Genomic DNA, 17,935 nt, shown 5'->3' on the forward strand with positions numbered 1-17,935 from the left:
AGTCAGAGAATGGATGAAAGGTTTCCTCACTTTTCCTCTCAAACAGCGCTCATATACTTGTGTTTTCCCCACCAGTTGCTCGTTTTGCAAGAGGCATTCCCCACTTTCTGGGGACATTTCTCGCTGTGTCCTGAGTTCTGACAGATCCCTGTTTTAGAGGAAAAGTGGGGAAACCCTTCATCCATTCTCTGACTGTGTTCTGAGTTCTGACAGATCCGAAGAGAAACCAACAATCGGAATAGTGTAGGGAAATGCACAGTCATTTTGTGCCTGAACTATTCTACCATAAGGGCGAGGAGTCAGATGCAGAGGTCAAGCTACCCATGGGCGGCTTAACGAGATGACGCAAGCAACCAGATAGGAAGAGGTCTCTGTCTTTCATGACATCCAATCACTGTATTGAGGTTGAACTAGGAAGATTCTAGTCACATCTTTTGAAATGCTTTTAATAAAAAGGAGAAAGTTCTATGGCTGATACCGTTGGTGCTAGTAGTGCAGCAATGCAAGCTGCTGAAGCCAATTTTAAGAATCGCGTGCAGGAATTTGAGACGGCTACACAAAATATCAGGAATGCCGTGAATGAGTTGGCAAGCACATGGAAAGGGAATGGCTACCAGTCTTTCATGAGCGCGATGGGCAAGTGGGATACGGACATGAGTAATGTTGGTCAGGATTTACAGCATCTGAGTGATGCTGTACGCCAGGCTGACAGCGGTTTTCAGGATCTTGATGCTGGCATCGCCCGGTCTTTTGCCGGCTTCTAATAGAGCAGTACCAACCTTACTTTCGGCTGCGTCTATTTAGGGAGGATTTCGCGAAATCCTCCCTAAATAGACGCAATATATATTGCCCTATGCGAGAGAGATAAAGGAAAAATAATAAAATGGCTGATAAAGTTTCCAAAACAAGCAATGAGCCTTTCCTGAGCCAGGCACAGCAGCATCGCAATCTGGCTGATCATACACGCCAGATGCTCAGCCAGTATTTGGTGCATCATAACAATTTTATCGAAGAAATTCAATCTTCCCATATGGCATCCGGGCTTCAACCGTATCTGGATTGGTGGGAGTCATTTCACACCTCATTACTCAATCATGCTGATTTACATGAACAGATGGCCGCTCACCTGGAGGATACCGTTAGCGGCTTCGATGAGGTCGACAACAATACCGCTCAAACATTTAATACCGAAACGGGCCCTTCTTAGTCAGCAGCCTGCAGACACTTCAGAAAGAGGTTTCCATAGAAGCGAAAACCTCTGTAGAAGAGGTTTGGAAATAAATAAAATGGGTTAATGGCATAAAAAGGTAAATTCTCATGACAACAATTGAACATGCAAAACACGAACTTGAGTCTATAAACCTTCCCAATGCTGAGATTTTTCGGGAGCTGGCGTCTCATCTCCAGAACTGGGCCAGCCAACACGAGGAATATCTGCGACTCCTGGATACGGGCCACGGTAATCTCAAAGATTCGTGGGAGGGAGACGGTGCTCAGGCGTATACTCTCCTCCACACGCGTAGCCAAGAAGCTGGGAACGCACATCTAGAGCATTTCCAGGAGGCTACCCAGGCGCTTACTAAGACAGCGACGCTGGTGGAGGATGCCCATGAGAAAAAGAGCAACGCCTGGAAGTGGATATTAGGACTTGGTCTCGCCGCCGTCATTACTGCTGGTATAGCTCTTTTTGGGATACCAGCGGTGATAGCCGGTGTGATGGAGGCCATTACCGCAGCTACAACTTTCTTCTCCAACATTTTTGGAAAACTGGCAGTATGGGCACTCGGGGGAATAATAGCATGGATGGGGGGGACAAAGCCGAAGCCTATTCCGATTCCTCCGCCTATTCCGATTCCTCTGCCTATTCCGACTCCTCAGGCGATACCTGTCAGTACTGGCTCTCTGGCAAACACCGGAAATTTCCTTACAGGTGCGCTGGATCACATTTTTTTTGGAGATGTGAAGACAAGAAAGGGAAAATCGATCTTTGGTGGTTTCCATTATGCGGCCGCCAACGCTCTTGGTAAGATAGTTAAGGTAATCAGTACGAACCCAGATGGAGTTTTTACTGCGCAAGTTAACGGTCCAGGAGGATTGCCAAAAAATGGGAATGGCGGTATATCCACCTTTTTCCCTACATCTATGGGTCCCCAGGACGTAGTAGATGCCATCAATACTGCATACAGTAATGCATATCCGAGTGGGTTTGTTGCAGGATCTAAAAATACATACGAATATACATTCACGAGTGGTCCCTATACAGGTATGGTCATAGACATGTATATAAACGCAGCGGGTAAGATCATTAGTGCCTTCCCCGTAAGATAAATGGAGCAGAGAAAAGGAAGAGGTGCTCACAGCCAGTGGCAGAAAAATATATAATGGTCTGCGAAAGCAAGTAGAAGCCTTGCTCACCAAAGCTAAAGGAGTAATTACATGAAATACGAGTATCATTTTGAAAGTACCCCGAATGGTTCGCTTGTTATGCAACTCCCAGCGGAGATCTCTCTGGTAACAACCTTCCTGTTCAGCGATGTCCAATGGTCAAATGGAGAGCATTATCTCTCACGTATAGATCCAGTGTTAGAGGGGAAAATCCCTGAATGGACAGAAACTGGCAATGTCTGTGAACTGGAGATCCGGCCAGATTTTACGACGATCCTGGATATTCTGGCTGAGGATGATGATCCAGAGAGCGAGTGTGTTATAGAAACCAGTGAACTACGAGAGCTGATCGTCATCTGGATGGACGCCACGAAACCCCTCGTGACTCCTCAGAACTCCTAGAAAAGTGGCCAATTGTCAGATCATTTGTCTCAGAGCTACTTTTGATAGCAGTACCTCCTTTCGTGTCGGCTATATCTCTTCAGAGTGGTTTTTGCAAAATGGTCTCTGAAGAGATGTTTATCAACATTTTTAGAGAACAATGCCAAAAAAAAGAGTGCTGGCCTCGACTGTGCTGGCAACAGTCCAGGGACCAGGAAAAACGCTGGATTTGGAATTACCAGGCGATGTTCCTGTGAGTGAGCTTCTGCCTTTGCTTCTGGAACTTTGCAGTTCCCCGGGATCGCCTTCTCAAAAGGAGCTTCAGTCTCCCTTTCATCTGCAAGTGGTAAGAGCACGTGCGCCTCTCGCACCAAATCGAACGCTGATCGAAGCTGAGGTAGGTGACGGTGCTGTGCTTATCTTGCAGACCTCTACTCCGCCTGAAAACCTTGCACCACGGCCATTGGTGCCCAGATCAGTGCGGCCCACTACAAATGCTGGTGGCATTGGTGTCACCTGGGAAAGCCTGGAATGACTTCATGGAAACAACATTTTACCGACCCGCCCGTTCTTACCCTCCGGTTTTGCCTGTCAATGATGTGATCATTGACGCACCACCGGTACTGCAACCAACTCAGAAAGGGGCAGTTGCTTGGTTACAGCTTGTGTTGCCCGCTGTTGGAGGTCTGGGTTCGTTGCTCTTTGTGCTTGCCTATCGTGAAAATCTCGTGCTCATCATTGGTGGCATCACTATGGCGGTGTGTAGCGTTGGAGGAGGCATCACTATGGGTGTGGTACAGCGGCACTCCCAGAAAAAGCTCCGCCAACGAGAACAGAAGCTCTACCTGGATTATCTGGCGCACTCTCGCGTTCGTTTGAAATCGCTAGCAGAAAAACAGCGCGAAGTCGGCAAACGCCTGTATCCTGACTATAAAGCTCTGGCTGCCTTACTGGAGCGACATACTTATCTCTGGGAACGCCGCCCAACTGATGGCGATTTCCTGACGGTTCGGATTGGACTGGGGCCTGTTCCACTCTCTTGCCGCGTGAGTCTGGATCTGAGCACCGATAGGACGGTGCAGTATCTTCCAGAGCTTCGTTCACAGGCAGAAGCTCTGGTGGCTAAGTGGAATTACCTCAAGGATATGCCCGCTCTTATCTCCCTCCGCTCGACCGGTGTACTTGCGATTCATGGGAGGCGTTCAGATACCAGAGCCCTGGCTCGCGCTTTACTCTGTCAGGTTGTGGCTTTTCAATCCCCCGAAGATGTACGCTGTATGGCGTATTTTCCCGCAGAGAGTACCTCTGAGTGGTCGTGGCTCAAATGGTTACCACATGTACGTCGCCTGCGCCAGGTGAAAGTTGACGGGGAACACACTCCCGATCATCTTTGTATGATCGCTCATACTCTTGAGGATGTCAACCATCTCTTGCTCGATCAGATCAAACCTGAACTAGATCGCCGGCGCAGACTCAGCGAAAATCAGCAAAACGCGCAGCGAGATACTACTTTGCCTCATCTTTTTGTGCTCCTCGATAACTTTTCTCCTTTTGACGAGTTGGGCCAATTACCTGAACTCAATGCGCTCTTGCGTGATGCGGCAAGCTTGGGTGTGACGGTGATCTGCCTGGTCGATAGTCGCAGACAGGAACCCGCCCAGATCCAGGCACGCCTCTCGGTCTCTGCCCTTGGCCTGGTCGAATATGAAGAGATAAAACTTGGAGGACTGCGCTCCGAAGGGGTAACACCTGATGCTGTTGATCCCAGGCTTTGTGAACGCATCGCACGCTGTATAGCTCCTTTGTCGCTTGCCGAAGCGGGAGCGCAGCCAGATCTCTCGCAAGATGTCCAGCTTCTCAAGTTAATGAATATCTCTTCTGCTGATACATTAGATGTCTCGACAACCTGGCTTCCTCGCGAACGAAATGCTTTGCTCAAGGTACCTATAGGAGTGCGTGGAGACGGTGAGCCTCTAATGATCGATGTCAAAGAGGCCGCGGAAAAAGGTATGGGACCTCATGGACTGATTATTGGCGCTACTGGATCGGGCAAAAGTGAATTGTTACGCACGATCATTGTGAGTCTGGCGGCTACACATGATCCACAGACAGTAAACTTCGTTTTGATTGATTTTAAGGGCGGAGCCTCCTTCGCTGATTTTGGGGCTTTGCCGCACGTGGCAGGTATCATCACCAATCTTCAGGATGACACTTCACTTGTGGATCGTGTCTATTACGCACTGCTTGGCGAACAACAACGCCGTCAACGTATGCTGCACGACGCTGGCAATCTCGACAATATTAAGCAATACCAGACAAAATGGCAGATGAATCCTGAGATGGAGCCTATGCCTCACTTATTGATCATCGCCGATGAATTTGCTGAATTAATGACGCATCGGCCGGAATTTCTGGAGTTGTTTATCACCTTGGGGCGTGTTGGGCGTAGCCTGGGTTTACATCTCTTATTCGCTACGCAGCGTCTTGAAGAGGGACGTATTCGCGGTCTAGAGGGACATTTGCGTTATCGTATCTGCTTGCGTACTTTTAGCGCGGCTGAAAGTGTGTCGGTTCTGGGTACACCTGACGCCTATTACCTCCCCTCTGCTCCTGGCGTTGGATATTTCAAGGTGGATACCGATACCTATCATTTGTTTAAAACCGCGTTGGTCTCGATACCCTTTGTCTCTGCGCAAGAGCAGGTTTCTGTACGCTCTAGAATCCGCGAATTTACCCCCGACGGCAAATTAGTGAAGCTACAGACATCAATCCCATCCTCTGTATCGACAGCTAAGTTAGAGACTGAAGAACCAGGTGACCTGCTTACAGAGATGGATGTCATCATTGAGCGCCTCTCTCGTACATCAATACCACTGTCTCGTCATGTTGTTCACCAGGTCAGCTTACCACCGCTACCCAAACAATTGCCGCTGAGTACGATTTTGCAACAAAGCCAGAACCAGAATCTGGACGGGCGCCAGTGGCCGAAGCAGTCTCCTTTTGGAACGCTTTGTGTTCCGCTGGGTCTGCTGGATATGCCACTGCAACAGGCTCAAGAGCCGCTCATACTAGATTTTTCTGGTTCGGGTGGTCATCTCGCGCTGGTTGGAGCGCCCCAGGCAGGCAAGAGTACGTTCCTGCGTACGCTTGTGACCTCTCTGATGCTCACGCATTCTCCTCGCGATGTCCAGATCTATGGTATTGATATGGGGGGTGGCCTTTTACGCATCTTTGAGCAAGCGCCTCATGTCGGGGCTGTGTGCGGCAAGTCTGACCGTGATAAACTGCGCCGCATGGTGCGCCAGATGCGCAAGGTGATCGAGGATCGTGAATATCTCTTCCGCGAGCAGGGGATCGACAGTATGGCAACGTTCCGTACACGTCGTCAAGCTGGCGAGTTGGCGGACTTCCCCTTTGGCGATGTCTTTCTCATCATCGATAATTTTGCCCTGTTTGCGCAAGAATTTGACCAGTTGGAGGCTGAGATTGCCGAGTTGGTGGCGAGCGGCTTGACCTATGGGGTTCATGTGGTGATCGCTGCCAACCGCTGGGTTGAGATTCGTACCAAGCTACGCGACAATATTGGCGCGCGGCTGGAATTGCGCTTGAATGATCCAGTCGATTCAGAATTTGGGAAAGCGGTTGCCTCCCTGGTACCGATCGGCGTGCCCGGACGTGGTGTGAATAAAGACAAGCTTCAATTTCAGATTGCACTGCCTCTCGCTGATTTCTACCCGGATGAAGAGTTTCCTCCTGTCCAGCAGGCTCTCTCCACCTTTATTCAACGCACGCGACAGCACTGGAACGGCCCGGCCGCCCCTCCTGTGCGCCTGCTCCCCACGCTCGTGCGCTGGGAAGATCTTCCCTCACCCGCTACAGCAGAGAATCTCCCGGCTGGTATCCCTCTGGGATTGGAAGAACTGCGTCTTGATCCGATCTTCATTGATGTCATCTCCGCAGGACCACACTTTCTCATCCTGGGCGATTCCGAAAGTGGGAAGACCACGCTGCTACGTGCCTGGATGCGTGGCATTGAGCAACGCTACCAGAAAGAAGAGGCATCCTTCGCCATTATCGACTACCGGAAAACCCTGGTGGATTTTGCCGAGAGTCAGCATCTTTTGACGTATGCTTATAACACCCCTACCCTGGCCGCGTGTATCGGCAATCTCAAGGCGAGTCTGGAGAAGCGCGTGGCGGATGGAGGTGATACACCACTCTCGCGTTTACAGGCGAGCAAACGCTGGACGGGTCGGCACTTCTTCCTGTTTGTCGATGACTACGACTCTCTGGCAACGGGAACCAGCACACCTCTCAGCCCACTGGTTGACTACCTGAGCGCAGGACGTGATATCGGATTTCACGTTGTTCTTGCTCGTCGCGTTGGTGGTGTTGGTCGCTCATCATTTGAGCCCATGTTACAGCGCCTGCGCGAAATGGGAACGTCGGCCATCATCATGAGTGGCGACTCGCAGGAAGGTCGTCTGATACATAATCAGGCCGCAACGTTGCAACCTCCGGGTCGTGGCTATCTCGTACAACGCAATCACCCACCGACCCTGGTCCAGATCGCCTTCGCAAAACCGACGTACACAGAAGAGAAAGAGTAGATATGACTGCACTTCGCATTTTTATAGGCTATGAGCCAGCAGATAAAACTTTTGCAACAAAACTTACCATCGATCTTCAAGCTTATGGTGCCGAGATTACGACGGACAGTACTGACATTCATGACACGGCCTTCGAGCAGTTTCTCAACGAGAAGTTGCCGCAGTCCCAACAACTTATTGTAGTACAGACGCCAGAAGCCTTCCAATCGCCGCGCATGCAAGCGATTGTGGATACCGCACTCAAGCATGTGCAAGAGGGCCGGATGGCAGGTGTGTTATTCGTGATTGCTCGCACTTTCGACGAAGCGGAGGAACAAACAGCTCCCCTTGCGTCAGCCATGGCGGCGTCTGGTTTCGATGCAAGCCAGGATTATCCAAGAGCGTTGGCAAGGCTCCGTCTGTATTTGGGCCTCACAGATACCAATGGAGTTTCCTATGCTCCACCACCAGCTTCGCACAGACCGCCCGTAGGCTCCCCAATGCCAACAGGGGCTGGGGAAAAGCCCTTTGGTGCTTCTCTCCAGCAAGCCGATGTCAGGGATCGTCCTATTCGCCCTCTACGACGTGCCTATGTACCGCTCCGTTCGCGGTTCATCCTCTTCTCGCTTGCTCTGGTACTGGTACTGGTGCTTCTCGTTGCAGGTGGAACTGCCTTTCTCCGCTGGAGTCCAGCTTCTGTCAAGTCGCCTCCTTCGACTCCCACAACGCTGGCGGCTCCCACAACGCCGGCACCTATCGATGCCACCAAGCTCACACCAGTGCAATTGTACGATGCAGTGACAAGCCGTCCGGCATTCTATCGTTCTGATTTGGGTCAACAGGATAAGGCTAACTGGGATCAGGGAAATCGATGTCAGTTTACGGGCAGTGCTTATCAGGCTTCTATGCCAGCGCAAAGAAGCATTGGTTTACAGACATGTTTTGAGCGGACCTTTCTCTTCTCCGATTTTGCTTTTCAGGCGCGGATGACAATCCTCTCTGGGACCAATCACGATGGCGGCGGACTCCTTTTCCGTGCTCAGAATGGGGACTACGGCTACCGCTTTCATGTTGGTATCGATGGATCGTATGACCTGACCGATACGAGCCAGACTATCTTACATGGTATCGATCCTGCGCTCAAGCACACGACGCTCCTCACAGTCATAGCTCAGGGGCCACTGATTTTTCTCTATGTCAACAAGCAACTTCTTGCACAGACCCGCGATACCTTTTCAGCTAAAGGCCAGCTTGGCTTTATGGCCGTTTCCTTTTCACAGAGCACGAGCGTCACCTTGACCAATGCACAAGTCTGGACGCTTTGAGGCATGACCCGCAGCGCATTGAATGCAATCAGATAGACCAGGAGGCAAGGTCAGGACATTCAGTAAGGGAAGTAGAAGACCAGACCTGATCAAAGAGATAGAGCAGACCCGGACGAATGGACCACAAGGTATTGCGCACCTCAGACCAGCATGACGCTCTATTCGTCTGGAGTTCAGCAGGCTGAAAAAGCGTCTCGGCTTGATCAGCAACACATGCTCGCACACGAGGATTCCACCAGGTCAATATTTCCGTCAGCAAAATGGCTCCAGCAAAACGATCACCCTCAGGGCACCACTGCCCTCGTGGTCCAAGATGGTGATGCTGATAGCCAGGAGTACCCCGGCTGTAGAATGGCGGTGGGGGTACTCCTGGAATATACAGACCCTCAAGGTCCAGGAATTGGACGCGCTTGAGGTCGGGAGAAAGCCAAATATTTCCACCAGCGATGTCAGAGTGCGCCAAGTGCAGAGACTCAAGCTTCTGTAGAAGCTGAGCAACCGTCGCGGCAAGGGCGCATGCCTGTTGCAAGGTATAGCGAGCACTCGCAGCTTGATCCAGCATCAACCCTGACCAGGTCTTCCCAACCAACCAGGGCATTAAGACAGCATATTCCAAATCCGGATAGGTCTTAAGCAGGTCTGGGTATTCAGCCATTGTCAGACAGATGCGATTGGGCATAGAGAAACCAGGGATATCAGAGGAGCGCCTTACTGTCTCTGTCACACGCGCAATATGTTCACTGCGATATGCAGGTTTTATAAACTTCAAAGCATAGAGGCTCTTTGTTGTCACATCGCGCACCTGATAGATAAGAGCTTCACCCCCCTCCATTACAAACACAGAATCGCTCTCATCGGAGAACAAAGGATGGGGGACAAACTCGAAAGCTCTCTCTCCCACAGCGAGAATCAGGCCAGCAGAAGGACGAAATTTCGCCATCGCTTACACTCCTGCCTACTTGAGCTGCGTTGCCGTTGAAATGGCAAAGGCAAGCCGCACAAGCTCTGTGTGAGTGCCCGGAAAGAAAAGAGCGGCACCTGGCTGCATACTATAACCATAATTATTGATATTCTGGCGATAGGTTTCGGGGAGAGGAGAAGAGAGTTGCAAGAGAAAGCGGGCGTACTCATTGGTCAACTGTTTTGGTTTGCTCACACCGGGCCATTGACTCCAATCCTCAACAGGAGACCGGAGCATATTGTCCGCGACATAGACATTTTCTACCAGAACCGGGCCATCTTCTACAGCCATGGCCTGTATACGGCGCACAACGGGAACCGGGGAGCTCATCGTAATTAAGGCATCGGTTAAGTGGCAAACAATAGGAGCAGGGCTGGTCTGAAGATTCGCGAGATGTTTTTGTAGTAAGGTCTCTACTGCTGTGAAACCTGCTGCCGTATCTGTCTCGCCATCAGCACTGATGACTGGAATGCCATGTTTTACCAGATCTGGAAGATCACAAATCCCATCGAGCACATCCACAACTTCAGTACTATAGGCAATGATTGCAATTTTATAACGCGGTAGCACAATCCCATCACGCATCGAACGACGAACCATATCTTTTATCGCTTCGCGTAGCGCCTGATTCACAATATTTATTTTTGTTGTGGCACCGCAAGAATCGTTCATGGAATAGCTCGCATCTATCAGATAAACCACGAGAGCAGGTGTCAGGAATGTTGCGGGCTGAGTATAGAACATATCTCTTAATCTCCTATTCATCCATCCTTATATACTTAGTACAGGCTGCCACAAACAAGAAGCGAGCTTTGTGGCCCTCGTCTGGCCTTCTACCTTACATCAGAGTACTTCGCATTTATGGCAGGGAGTACTTAGAAGGCAGGAACGTACCGGGTTGCTGGGAAGGAGGGAGAAGCGTAGTGACCAGCGCGCTGATGTCAATGATCGATACCTGGGCAACAGCCGCAGAAATGTTGTTCAGACCCCTACCTTGCAAGGCCAAGAAGACGATCTGCTCTGAAGAAAGAGTCGCATCTTGCAAAAGGGCTTCTATGAGAGGAGGACAAGTCATCTCCAACAAGCCATCAGAACAGAGCAGCAGCACATCTTTCAGAAAGATAATATAGGGGATGCACAAGTTGGCTGTGCATTTCAAAGCACTCATTCCTTTCTTTCATCCGCAAGGATGGAGACCCGTTTATCGAGCTCCCATAGCCACTTGAGCATGTGTAGTGACACTCCGCCGGCGATCTCCCCTTCACGCTTTTCGGGAAAACCGAAAAGCCGCAGCGCAGCACCAGGCCTTGACAGTATGTTGTATATACACTATACTGGAGACCAGGATGATGAGCACTGAGACTGAGACAGCCGATACCGGCGTGGTTGGCGGGATCACTCGTCATTGCCTACTGACGCGCACACGCCGAATATCGCGCATCATCACCAATATGTATGATCAGGCACTTCGGTCTCACGGCGTCAATGCTCCGCAGTTCTCGTTGCTCGTGCTTATTGCGAGGCTTGGAGGAGCAAGTCGTGCTGAGATCGGACGTGCCAACTACCAGGCAGAGACAATATGACGAAAGGAACCATCGTTGGGTTGCTAAACCGCCTGGAGGATCGCCGGTTAGCCGAGCGGCAGACCGACCCGCAGGATGGCCGCATGCATGTGACCTCTCTGACCGAACAATGCGCTGGGCTGGCCGCACACGCAGTAACGGAGCATGAAGCATGAGTTTCTGCGTGTCTGGAGGGGTAATTCCCCTGAGAATCAACAGATGCTCTATCATCCGGTATGTATGTTTGATTGTGCTCTTGGACCGGGATGTTTTTTTTGCACATGTGGTTTACATGTAAACCACTTTGCGCAGGGAATCGCATTACTAGCACATAGCCAGCGCTGGCTATGTGAGCGAGATGATGAGGGGATGTACCAGCACACTCGCAGACCACAAGAAGATTTCTTGTGAGCATGGCAGAAAACGGATTGATACACATCTGTTCTTCGCTCTTTCGACTGGCGAAAGTCGAAAGAGTTGCATGTTGAAGTAAAAGCAGAATGAAGGTTTTTTATGACTTACAGTAATGCAAAGATGTACAGTGATCCACAGGATGTCTATACCGAGGTGGCAGTATTATATACGGTTGTGTTGCAAGAATGATGAAAAAAATAAGATGAGCAGAGAATGTCTCCCTTTGTTCTGTTTAGGCAACCTCTCCAAAGAGCCTGGTAACCAAGGCAACCAGACCTTTCACGTCTCCTTTGTTTACCCCTTGTAGCTGTCCTTTTCGCATCATGTTCATCATCTCGAATCCTTGCAGTGTTCGCCAGGCCGTCTCGAACGAGAAGAAACCCATCCCCGGCTTCACCAACCGTTTGATGAAGCGATGGTCTTGTTCAATCAGATTATTGAGATACTTGACCTGCCGTAATGCGCAGTGTTCAGGAAGGTACCTTTCTGCTTTCAACGCAGCAAAGGCTTTGGGGTAGGCGGCGTTTTTGTCCACGTTGATGATGCGTGGTTCGCTGCAATGAGGGGCGGCAAGTGTTTTCAGCAAGAAGCGCTTGGCGGCTTCCCCATCCCTGGTCGAACTTAGTACGAAGTCGAGTGTATTGCCCTGCGAGTCAACGGCTCGATAGAGATAGATCCATTCCTTCTTGAATTGGATAGGGACACGGCGCAGTATGCTTCTTACGAAGCATCTGTTTCCGCATCCCCTCCGCCGAACCCGCCGTGCAACTCGTCGCTGCAACGGGCTCTCCGCGGTCTTTTGTTCTTTCTTAGGGTAATCAAACGGTCCTACGTATCCAGACCTCTCACCCCTCCTTGAACGAGAACCGCTGCCATCCTTCCCCGCAGTCCAGTCATTAGCTGGCTTTCAAAGGGTACTATGATGGCTCTGACTGATGATCTCTCCATCGGATGCAGCTATCTTTGCCTGTCTCGCAAGTGTTACAGGCGAAGAGATCACCTCTCACAAGTTTGGACCCTGACATCCTACGATGACCTTTGGGTGGCTCCTTTAGGCCGAATACAGACACGTCTCGTCTGCCGTGGAAGGGAGGCGCGTTTCTACCCCTGTAACATCGCCTCTTGCTGAAAAAAAACAAAACCAACGTTTTGGTGTAATCAAAGCGTACACCATACCTCCCACTCACGGTTGTCCCTTGTGGGGCGACTCTCCCCTCACCGTGTGGACCTTAACGACCCGTCAAACAGAGCTTTCTTACGTCACCCAGTTTCATCTTTGGCTAGCAAACCGAGTGAGGAGAGAGAGTTTTCTCCTCTCGTCCACATTGTCCAGGCAGCTCTTTCACCTCCGACTGCTCAACCGGAAGCTACGCCTGTAGCCATCAGGCTTTTGGGGGAAAGCCTGAATCCTACCAAAGAAGAAATCTCCTTTGCTTCAGATAATGTCAGTAGCCAAGTTCTTGTCGCACCTTTGATGTACGTTTCATCAACCCTCCAGGAGTCAGTCGTCATTTGGAGACGCGGACGGCAGCGCTTCTCAAGCTCCGGGGCATAGCGTTGGACCCAACGATAGATCGTCGTGTGGTCGACCGAAAGCCCCCGCTCAGCCATCATTTCTTCCAAGTCCCGGTAGCTCAAAGCATAGCGGAGGTACCATCGTACGCACAGGAGAATAATATCGGATTGGAAGTGACGCCATTTGAATGGATGCTGATCTGTCATAACGAGGCCCTCTTTTGCTCTTTTCTCTCAAATTTAGCGATCTGCTTACTTCTTGCAACATAACCGGTGAGACCAAGATCATGAAACAATGCACTAATATACAGCAGCTCAGGATCGTACATCAGTTTCTCTTGACGACCGAAGAGTGATCCAAAGAGGAATACCCGGTGCGAATGGTTCCACAAGAGTGAACTGCCATATTCGTGAAGCAGATCTGCGGCATCCTTTGCCAATTGACTATCCGGAACGATGATACTAGCAATGTTTTTTGTCATATGACCATGCTCCTTTGGATTTGCCCCACATCCAGGCTCAGTTTTTTAAAAGCGTCCTGAGCTTGTGGGGTGGCTTTTGCACGAAGAGAACGCAACACTCGTTTGCTGAAACTGAGAACATTGAAGATACTCTGGCAATCATGCTGCTTGCAGCGCGATATTCCTGGCTTTTTTGCGCGAACCTCCTCCAGCACATACAATTGCTCCCCATATTGCTCTGCCCGCTTCTATTTTTGGAACACAACCGTTTCTGAAAAGAAGCGTTTCCTGGCTCTGGCACCTTCTCTATTCATCCCCTTGGCAATACCGTACGGAGTCTTTTAAGGGGAAGCATCACATGAAAGGTTGATCCATTCCCAGCCTCACTCTCCACCTGTATTGTACCTCCATGATGCCTGACAATCTCCGCCACAATGTAGAGTCCCATCCCCAGGCCTGGGACCGCCCGCTGGCTCAGGTCAGAGATACGATAGAAGCGTTCAAAGATTTTCTCGTGTAGTTCCTGCGGAATGCCAATGCCGTGATCACGCACGCTGACCGTGACGGCCTCACTGGAAACATGGCAATCAATCTCAATCGTGGTGGCGCTAGGAGAATACGTGATCGCATTGCTGATCAGATTGATGAAGACCTGTTCGAGACGCCCTTTATCTCCGATGAGCGTGCATGGGATGGTCCCACGCACCACGATGGGATGGGTCGCACTCACTTGCTGCATGGTATCCGCAACCTCAGAGAGCAATGCCTCCAGATCTACTGGCTCCTGAACATATTCAAGCTTCCCCGCCTGGATTCTGGATCCATCAAGCAACTCTTTTATCAGGCGTTCAAGGAGCTTCACTGATCCCTCCGCCTTTGCGAGCACCGCAGCCGCTTCATGATATCCTTGTTTCATCAGGCGTGTTTTTGCCAGTTGGATCCGCATTTTCACGGCGGTCAGCGGTGTCTTAAGCTCATGGCTTGCCATACTCAGAAAGTTCTCTTTGCGCTGCTCCAGCTCTTTGCGTGCGGAATTATCCAGCACAAAGTAGATACTTTGAGATGGGTCATATGGGAAGACGACGCCTCCTACGAGCACGGGCAGATGGCTGCCATCCTTACACACGTACTCTTTCTCATAAGGCTGCATTGACTGATAGTGTGCGAGTTCCTGATGAGCTTGCCGGGTACGATCAAGATCCTCTGGCGCTGTGATGTGAACCCAGTTTATCCTTCGCTGAAGCAGATCTTCTCGGCTATATCCAGTCATCCGCAAAAAGGTATCATTGGCTTCCACAATTTCTTCCCCTTCTGCGACGATGATTCCGATAATATTCGAATCTACCAAGGCACGCACTCGCTCCTGGCTCTGGCACAAGGCTTCCTCTCTCCATTTCTGCTTCTCGATATCGGTACTGATGCCGAGCCAGTGGGTGATCTGCCCTGCGGTATCACGTACTGGGAGCGCACGAGCCAGAAACCAGCGATAGGTCCCTGCTTGACCATCCCTGAGCCGAAATTCAGCCTCATAGGGGTCCCCTGTTTCGAACGCATGTTGTCGCAGAGCCAGCGTCCGTTCAAGATCCTCGGGATGCACAAATTGGCGCCACCCATCATCCCGTAACTGCTCAAAGTTGGCTTGCAATAAACGGCAACCCCAAGCATTGACATATTCGATCCGACCATCTGGCTGTGCTGTCCAAACCAGTTCTGGAATGGTCCTCAAGAACGTTGAAAGGTCAAGAGGTGGTACGAGCGAGGCACCCGTTGGAGATGTGTCATTAAGCATAGCGTGGTCTTGTTCCCTTTCACGTGCCCAATCCCTTGTGTGAATGAAGCGTTCTTACCCTTCCTCTTACATCGTATACTTCAACGTCCTCCCCCAACATTTTCGCCATCAGAGCCATTGTCACGAGGCATGGTCATCGGCGTGAAAAACAAGGTGTATGAGAGAGAGGAGACGCAAACGCATGGAAAAAACACCCTGATTAGGTTGCTCTTTCCCCAGGACATCTCGCGAAAGCAGCTCTCATGGAAAGTACTAGCAGCCCAGTGCTTCTGTTTGTGCCAGCTCTATGTCCGGTTGGCTGGAAAGAGCGTAAAGAGGGAACCTCAACGGATTCCATCTCCGACAAACAGGACAGGAATGTGGTCTGTCAGGGCCATGCTTCTTTGTTTCTTTTCCCCACTGCGCAAGGAGCATGCTCCTAGGCGATGTGGGGAAAGGTACGGCTCAACGAGGGCGGTAAACCAAAGCGTCTTTGCCAGAGCCGGCGAAAATGCCGCACGTCCTCAAATCCACATTGTAGTGCGACATCCTCGACACGGAGGGTGGGATTCGCGAGCAACGTCGCTGCCAGTTCCAGACGCAGTCGTTGATGATATTGAATCGGGGTCAGCCCTGTGGCCTCCTTAAAAGCACGATTCAATTCCCGAGAACTGACCTTGGCAATGGTGGCCAACTCCTTAAGCGAAACATGCTCCGCCACATGACTAATCAGGTAATCTTGCACGCGGTGAACGCCCGCATGGAGATGAGTACGATATTCCAGATAGATGCTCCGTTGCGGCTCGCACCCATTGCGCCGCATATACACCACCAGATGGCGCGCAACCTGGGCTGCAAACATCGGCCCCTGGGCATGTTCCAGAAATGCCAGCGCCAGATCAATACCAGAGGCAATTCCAGCACTGGTGGTAATCGTCCCATCATGGGCAAACAATACATTCTCGAGCACTCGCGCGCGAGGGAAGCGTGCTTGTAGTACTTCCACCAACGCCCAATGGGTCGTACAACGTCGGCCATCGAGTAGCCCTGCTTCTCCTAGAGTAAAGGCACCTGTACAGATGGATGCGATGTGCGCTCCAGCCTGAGAAGCGGAACGAAGCCAATCGCACGTCTCCTGATCGGGCAGAGCCGCTTCTAAGGAAAAGGATTCCCGCTCCATTCCTGGCACGATGATCAAATCCCCCCTCGTGATAGAAGCAAGAGGGGTAAGGTGGGCGATAACCATCCCCTGTGCGCTTTCCTGTATCGCCTGGGGGGAACAATAGTGCAACGTATAAGGCGCTCCTGCTCGGAGAGCAGTATCAAACACCTGCGCAGGACCTGCCAGGTCAAGCAAATGCACATGAGGGGGCACAAAAAACACAATGCGCCGCACTCTGTTGTCAGTTGACCCCAGTGGGCTTTGATTCTGAACGTGCATCATCTCCATATCTCCCTTCCACGGAGATACACCACGAGGAAAACATGTCTACATCAGCCCTCCCTTGAGAGGGGATGAACCGAGTATATACCGTAGCCAGGGGCTTTGCTAGGGGCAAATTCTGCAAAAAAAAGGACGGATCTCGCCAGAAGCGACAGATGGCGGAAAGGGTTGCAGAGCCAAATGCTGGCACTTCGGGAATCGTCTCCTCTTCATCCTCAGCATTATCATCTGGTGATACACCCATTCCTCGTTCCAGATAACGCTCCCAGGCCCTGGCATGTCCAAACGCCTCTTCCACGACTTTCGTAGGGACGAGAATGAGCATGGTTAGGTAGTGGTCAAAGTGGGAATGATGTGATAGAGTAGAAAGGCCATCAATTTCAAGGATGAGGATTTTTATGGTAACGATCGCACTCCATTGTACACATTGTCGGAGCGAGGCGCTAGTGCGTAATGGGCGAGTTCCCAACAGCAAACAAAAATACCTCTGCCGAGTGTGTCATCGGCAAAGTCGGGAAGATCCAACCTCCAATGGTTACCCCGAGGAACGTCGCGAGGAGATTTTACGGGCCTACGAAGAACGTAGTAGGGGTCAGCGCATCCAAACCTGAAAACTGTACGCTAAGCAGATTCCGCCTCTCACCTGGTAAATAAGAACTTCTATGTCAAGCCCTAAAAACTCATCAAGAAGAAAAGGTGGCGTGAAGACATGAAGCAGGGAAAAGCAGGAGTTCTTTTAATTGAGCATGAGGAAGCATATCATGCGTCGGTGTGATGCAAGGCTGCTCTCGCTTCCCTTAATCCCGCGCCGCTTGCATGATCTGAGAAGGGTATGTTCAGTTCAAGGTCAGAAAAGAGGCGGTTTAACCTCGTCAAAGACAAGCCCTTCTAAGCAGCCCTGGGAGCATGATGCACTCGAGCAGCTTCAAAGATTTCCCGTTGGTAGGCTTCGCCTCGTTGCCATATGGCAAACACGATACGTACCCAAATGTTTGCCAAAGCACGTAGAGCCATGCTATGGCTCTTTCCTTGCTTGCGCTTCCGCTCGTAGTAATCCTTGGCCCATGCTTCTTGCTGGGTACTTTGCCAGGCAAATTGATAGTGACCTTGACCCGTTTTCGTAGAGCCTT

The 17,935-nt window shown here is 50.9% G+C and carries 16 protein-coding genes and 2 pseudogenes; 10 read left to right on the top strand and 8 right to left on the bottom strand.

Going from position 1 to position 17,935, the window contains the following annotated elements; translation table 11 throughout:
- The first annotated feature begins 467 nt into the window (after positions 1-467).
- The 7 genes from KTE_RS00790 (at position 468) to KTE_RS00820 (ending at position 8,680) form a co-directional block, all read left to right on the top strand.
- The gene (locus tag KTE_RS00790) at positions 468-764 is read left to right on the top strand and encodes a WXG100 family type VII secretion target (protein WP_201377382.1); all 297 of its coding nucleotides are present in this window, start codon (positions 468-470) and stop codon (positions 762-764) included.
- Between the two features lie 119 nt (positions 765-883).
- On the top strand, positions 884-1,207 hold the full coding sequence (locus KTE_RS00795; RefSeq protein ID WP_201377384.1) for a hypothetical protein: 324 nt from the start codon (positions 884-886) through the stop codon (positions 1,205-1,207).
- A gap of 110 nt (positions 1,208-1,317) precedes the next feature.
- Positions 1,318-2,328: an EndoU domain-containing protein gene (locus tag KTE_RS00800; protein ID WP_201377387.1), complete on the top strand. Its 1,011-nt coding sequence runs from the start codon at positions 1,318-1,320 to the stop codon at positions 2,326-2,328.
- A 108-nt stretch (positions 2,329-2,436) separates the two neighbouring features.
- Positions 2,437-2,787 (top strand): hypothetical protein, encoded by a 351-nt coding sequence (locus tag KTE_RS00805; RefSeq protein ID WP_201377390.1) that lies wholly within the window; start codon positions 2,437-2,439, stop codon positions 2,785-2,787.
- Between the two features lie 139 nt (positions 2,788-2,926).
- Positions 2,927-3,301 (top strand): EsaB/YukD family protein, encoded by a 375-nt coding sequence (locus tag KTE_RS00810; protein ID WP_201377393.1) that lies wholly within the window; start codon positions 2,927-2,929, stop codon positions 3,299-3,301.
- A 4-nt stretch (positions 3,302-3,305) separates the two neighbouring features.
- Complete coding sequence (eccCb, locus tag KTE_RS00815) at positions 3,306-7,376, top strand: type VII secretion protein EccCb (protein WP_201377396.1); 4,071 nt, start codon at positions 3,306-3,308, stop codon at positions 7,374-7,376.
- A gap of 2 nt (positions 7,377-7,378) precedes the next feature.
- Positions 7,379-8,680 (top strand): toll/interleukin-1 receptor domain-containing protein, encoded by a 1,302-nt coding sequence (locus tag KTE_RS00820; RefSeq protein ID WP_201377399.1) that lies wholly within the window; start codon positions 7,379-7,381, stop codon positions 8,678-8,680.
- A 28-nt stretch (positions 8,681-8,708) separates the two neighbouring features.
- Here the strand turns inward: KTE_RS00820 and KTE_RS00825 are convergent, their stop codons facing one another.
- From KTE_RS00825 to KTE_RS00835, 3 genes are all read right to left on the bottom strand, one after another.
- Entirely contained in the window at positions 8,709-9,620 is a 912-nt protein-coding gene (locus KTE_RS00825) for a serine/threonine-protein kinase (RefSeq protein WP_201377402.1), read from the bottom strand.
- A 15-nt stretch (positions 9,621-9,635) separates the two neighbouring features.
- Complete coding sequence (locus KTE_RS00830; protein ID WP_201377405.1) at positions 9,636-10,385, bottom strand: vWA domain-containing protein; 750 nt, start codon at positions 10,383-10,385, stop codon at positions 9,636-9,638.
- Positions 10,386-10,500: 115 nt separating this feature from the next.
- Positions 10,501-10,800: a hypothetical protein gene (locus KTE_RS00835; RefSeq protein ID WP_201377408.1), complete on the bottom strand. Its 300-nt coding sequence runs from the start codon at positions 10,798-10,800 to the stop codon at positions 10,501-10,503.
- A 187-nt stretch (positions 10,801-10,987) separates the two neighbouring features.
- Here KTE_RS00835 and KTE_RS00840 point away from each other — a divergent pair, with 187 nt between their 5' ends.
- Positions 10,988-11,224, top strand: coding sequence for a hypothetical protein (locus KTE_RS00840; RefSeq protein ID WP_201377411.1), 237 nt, complete (start codon positions 10,988-10,990; stop codon positions 11,222-11,224).
- The gene (locus tag KTE_RS00845; RefSeq protein WP_201377415.1) at positions 11,221-11,379 is read left to right on the top strand and encodes a MarR family transcriptional regulator; all 159 of its coding nucleotides are present in this window, start codon (positions 11,221-11,223) and stop codon (positions 11,377-11,379) included. Before KTE_RS00840 ends, KTE_RS00845 begins: the two co-directional genes overlap by 4 nt.
- A 470-nt stretch (positions 11,380-11,849) precedes the next feature.
- On the opposite strand, the gene KTE_RS00850 is transcribed toward KTE_RS00845, so the two are convergent.
- The 5 genes and pseudogenes from KTE_RS00850 to KTE_RS00870 form a co-directional block, all read right to left on the bottom strand.
- Positions 11,850-12,398: an IS6 family transposase gene (locus KTE_RS00850; protein WP_236600212.1), complete on the bottom strand. Its 549-nt coding sequence runs from the start codon at positions 12,396-12,398 to the stop codon at positions 11,850-11,852.
- A 689-nt stretch (positions 12,399-13,087) separates the two neighbouring features.
- Positions 13,088-13,339 (bottom strand): annotated as a pseudogene (locus KTE_RS00855) (IS6 family transposase); the annotation flags it as partial.
- Between the two features lie 65 nt (positions 13,340-13,404).
- A pseudogene (locus KTE_RS00860) lies at positions 13,405-13,614 on the bottom strand (phosphohydrolase); the annotation flags it as partial.
- Between the two features lie 289 nt (positions 13,615-13,903).
- Complete coding sequence (locus tag KTE_RS00865; protein ID WP_201377419.1) at positions 13,904-15,382, bottom strand: PAS domain-containing sensor histidine kinase; 1,479 nt, start codon at positions 15,380-15,382, stop codon at positions 13,904-13,906.
- A gap of 418 nt (positions 15,383-15,800) precedes the next feature.
- Complete coding sequence (locus KTE_RS00870; RefSeq protein WP_201377421.1) at positions 15,801-16,805, bottom strand: GlxA family transcriptional regulator; 1,005 nt, start codon at positions 16,803-16,805, stop codon at positions 15,801-15,803.
- A 398-nt stretch (positions 16,806-17,203) separates the two neighbouring features.
- On the opposite strand from KTE_RS00870, the gene KTE_RS00875 reads away from it, so the two are divergent.
- On the top strand, positions 17,204-17,416 hold the full coding sequence (locus tag KTE_RS00875) for an IS1 family transposase (protein ID WP_201377423.1): 213 nt from the start codon (positions 17,204-17,206) through the stop codon (positions 17,414-17,416).
- The last annotated feature ends 519 nt before the right edge of the window (positions 17,417-17,935 follow it).

The organism is Ktedonobacter sp. SOSP1-85, from assembly GCF_016587415.1.
Taxonomy (GTDB): Bacteria; Chloroflexota; Ktedonobacteria; order Ktedonobacterales; family Ktedonobacteraceae; genus Ktedonobacter.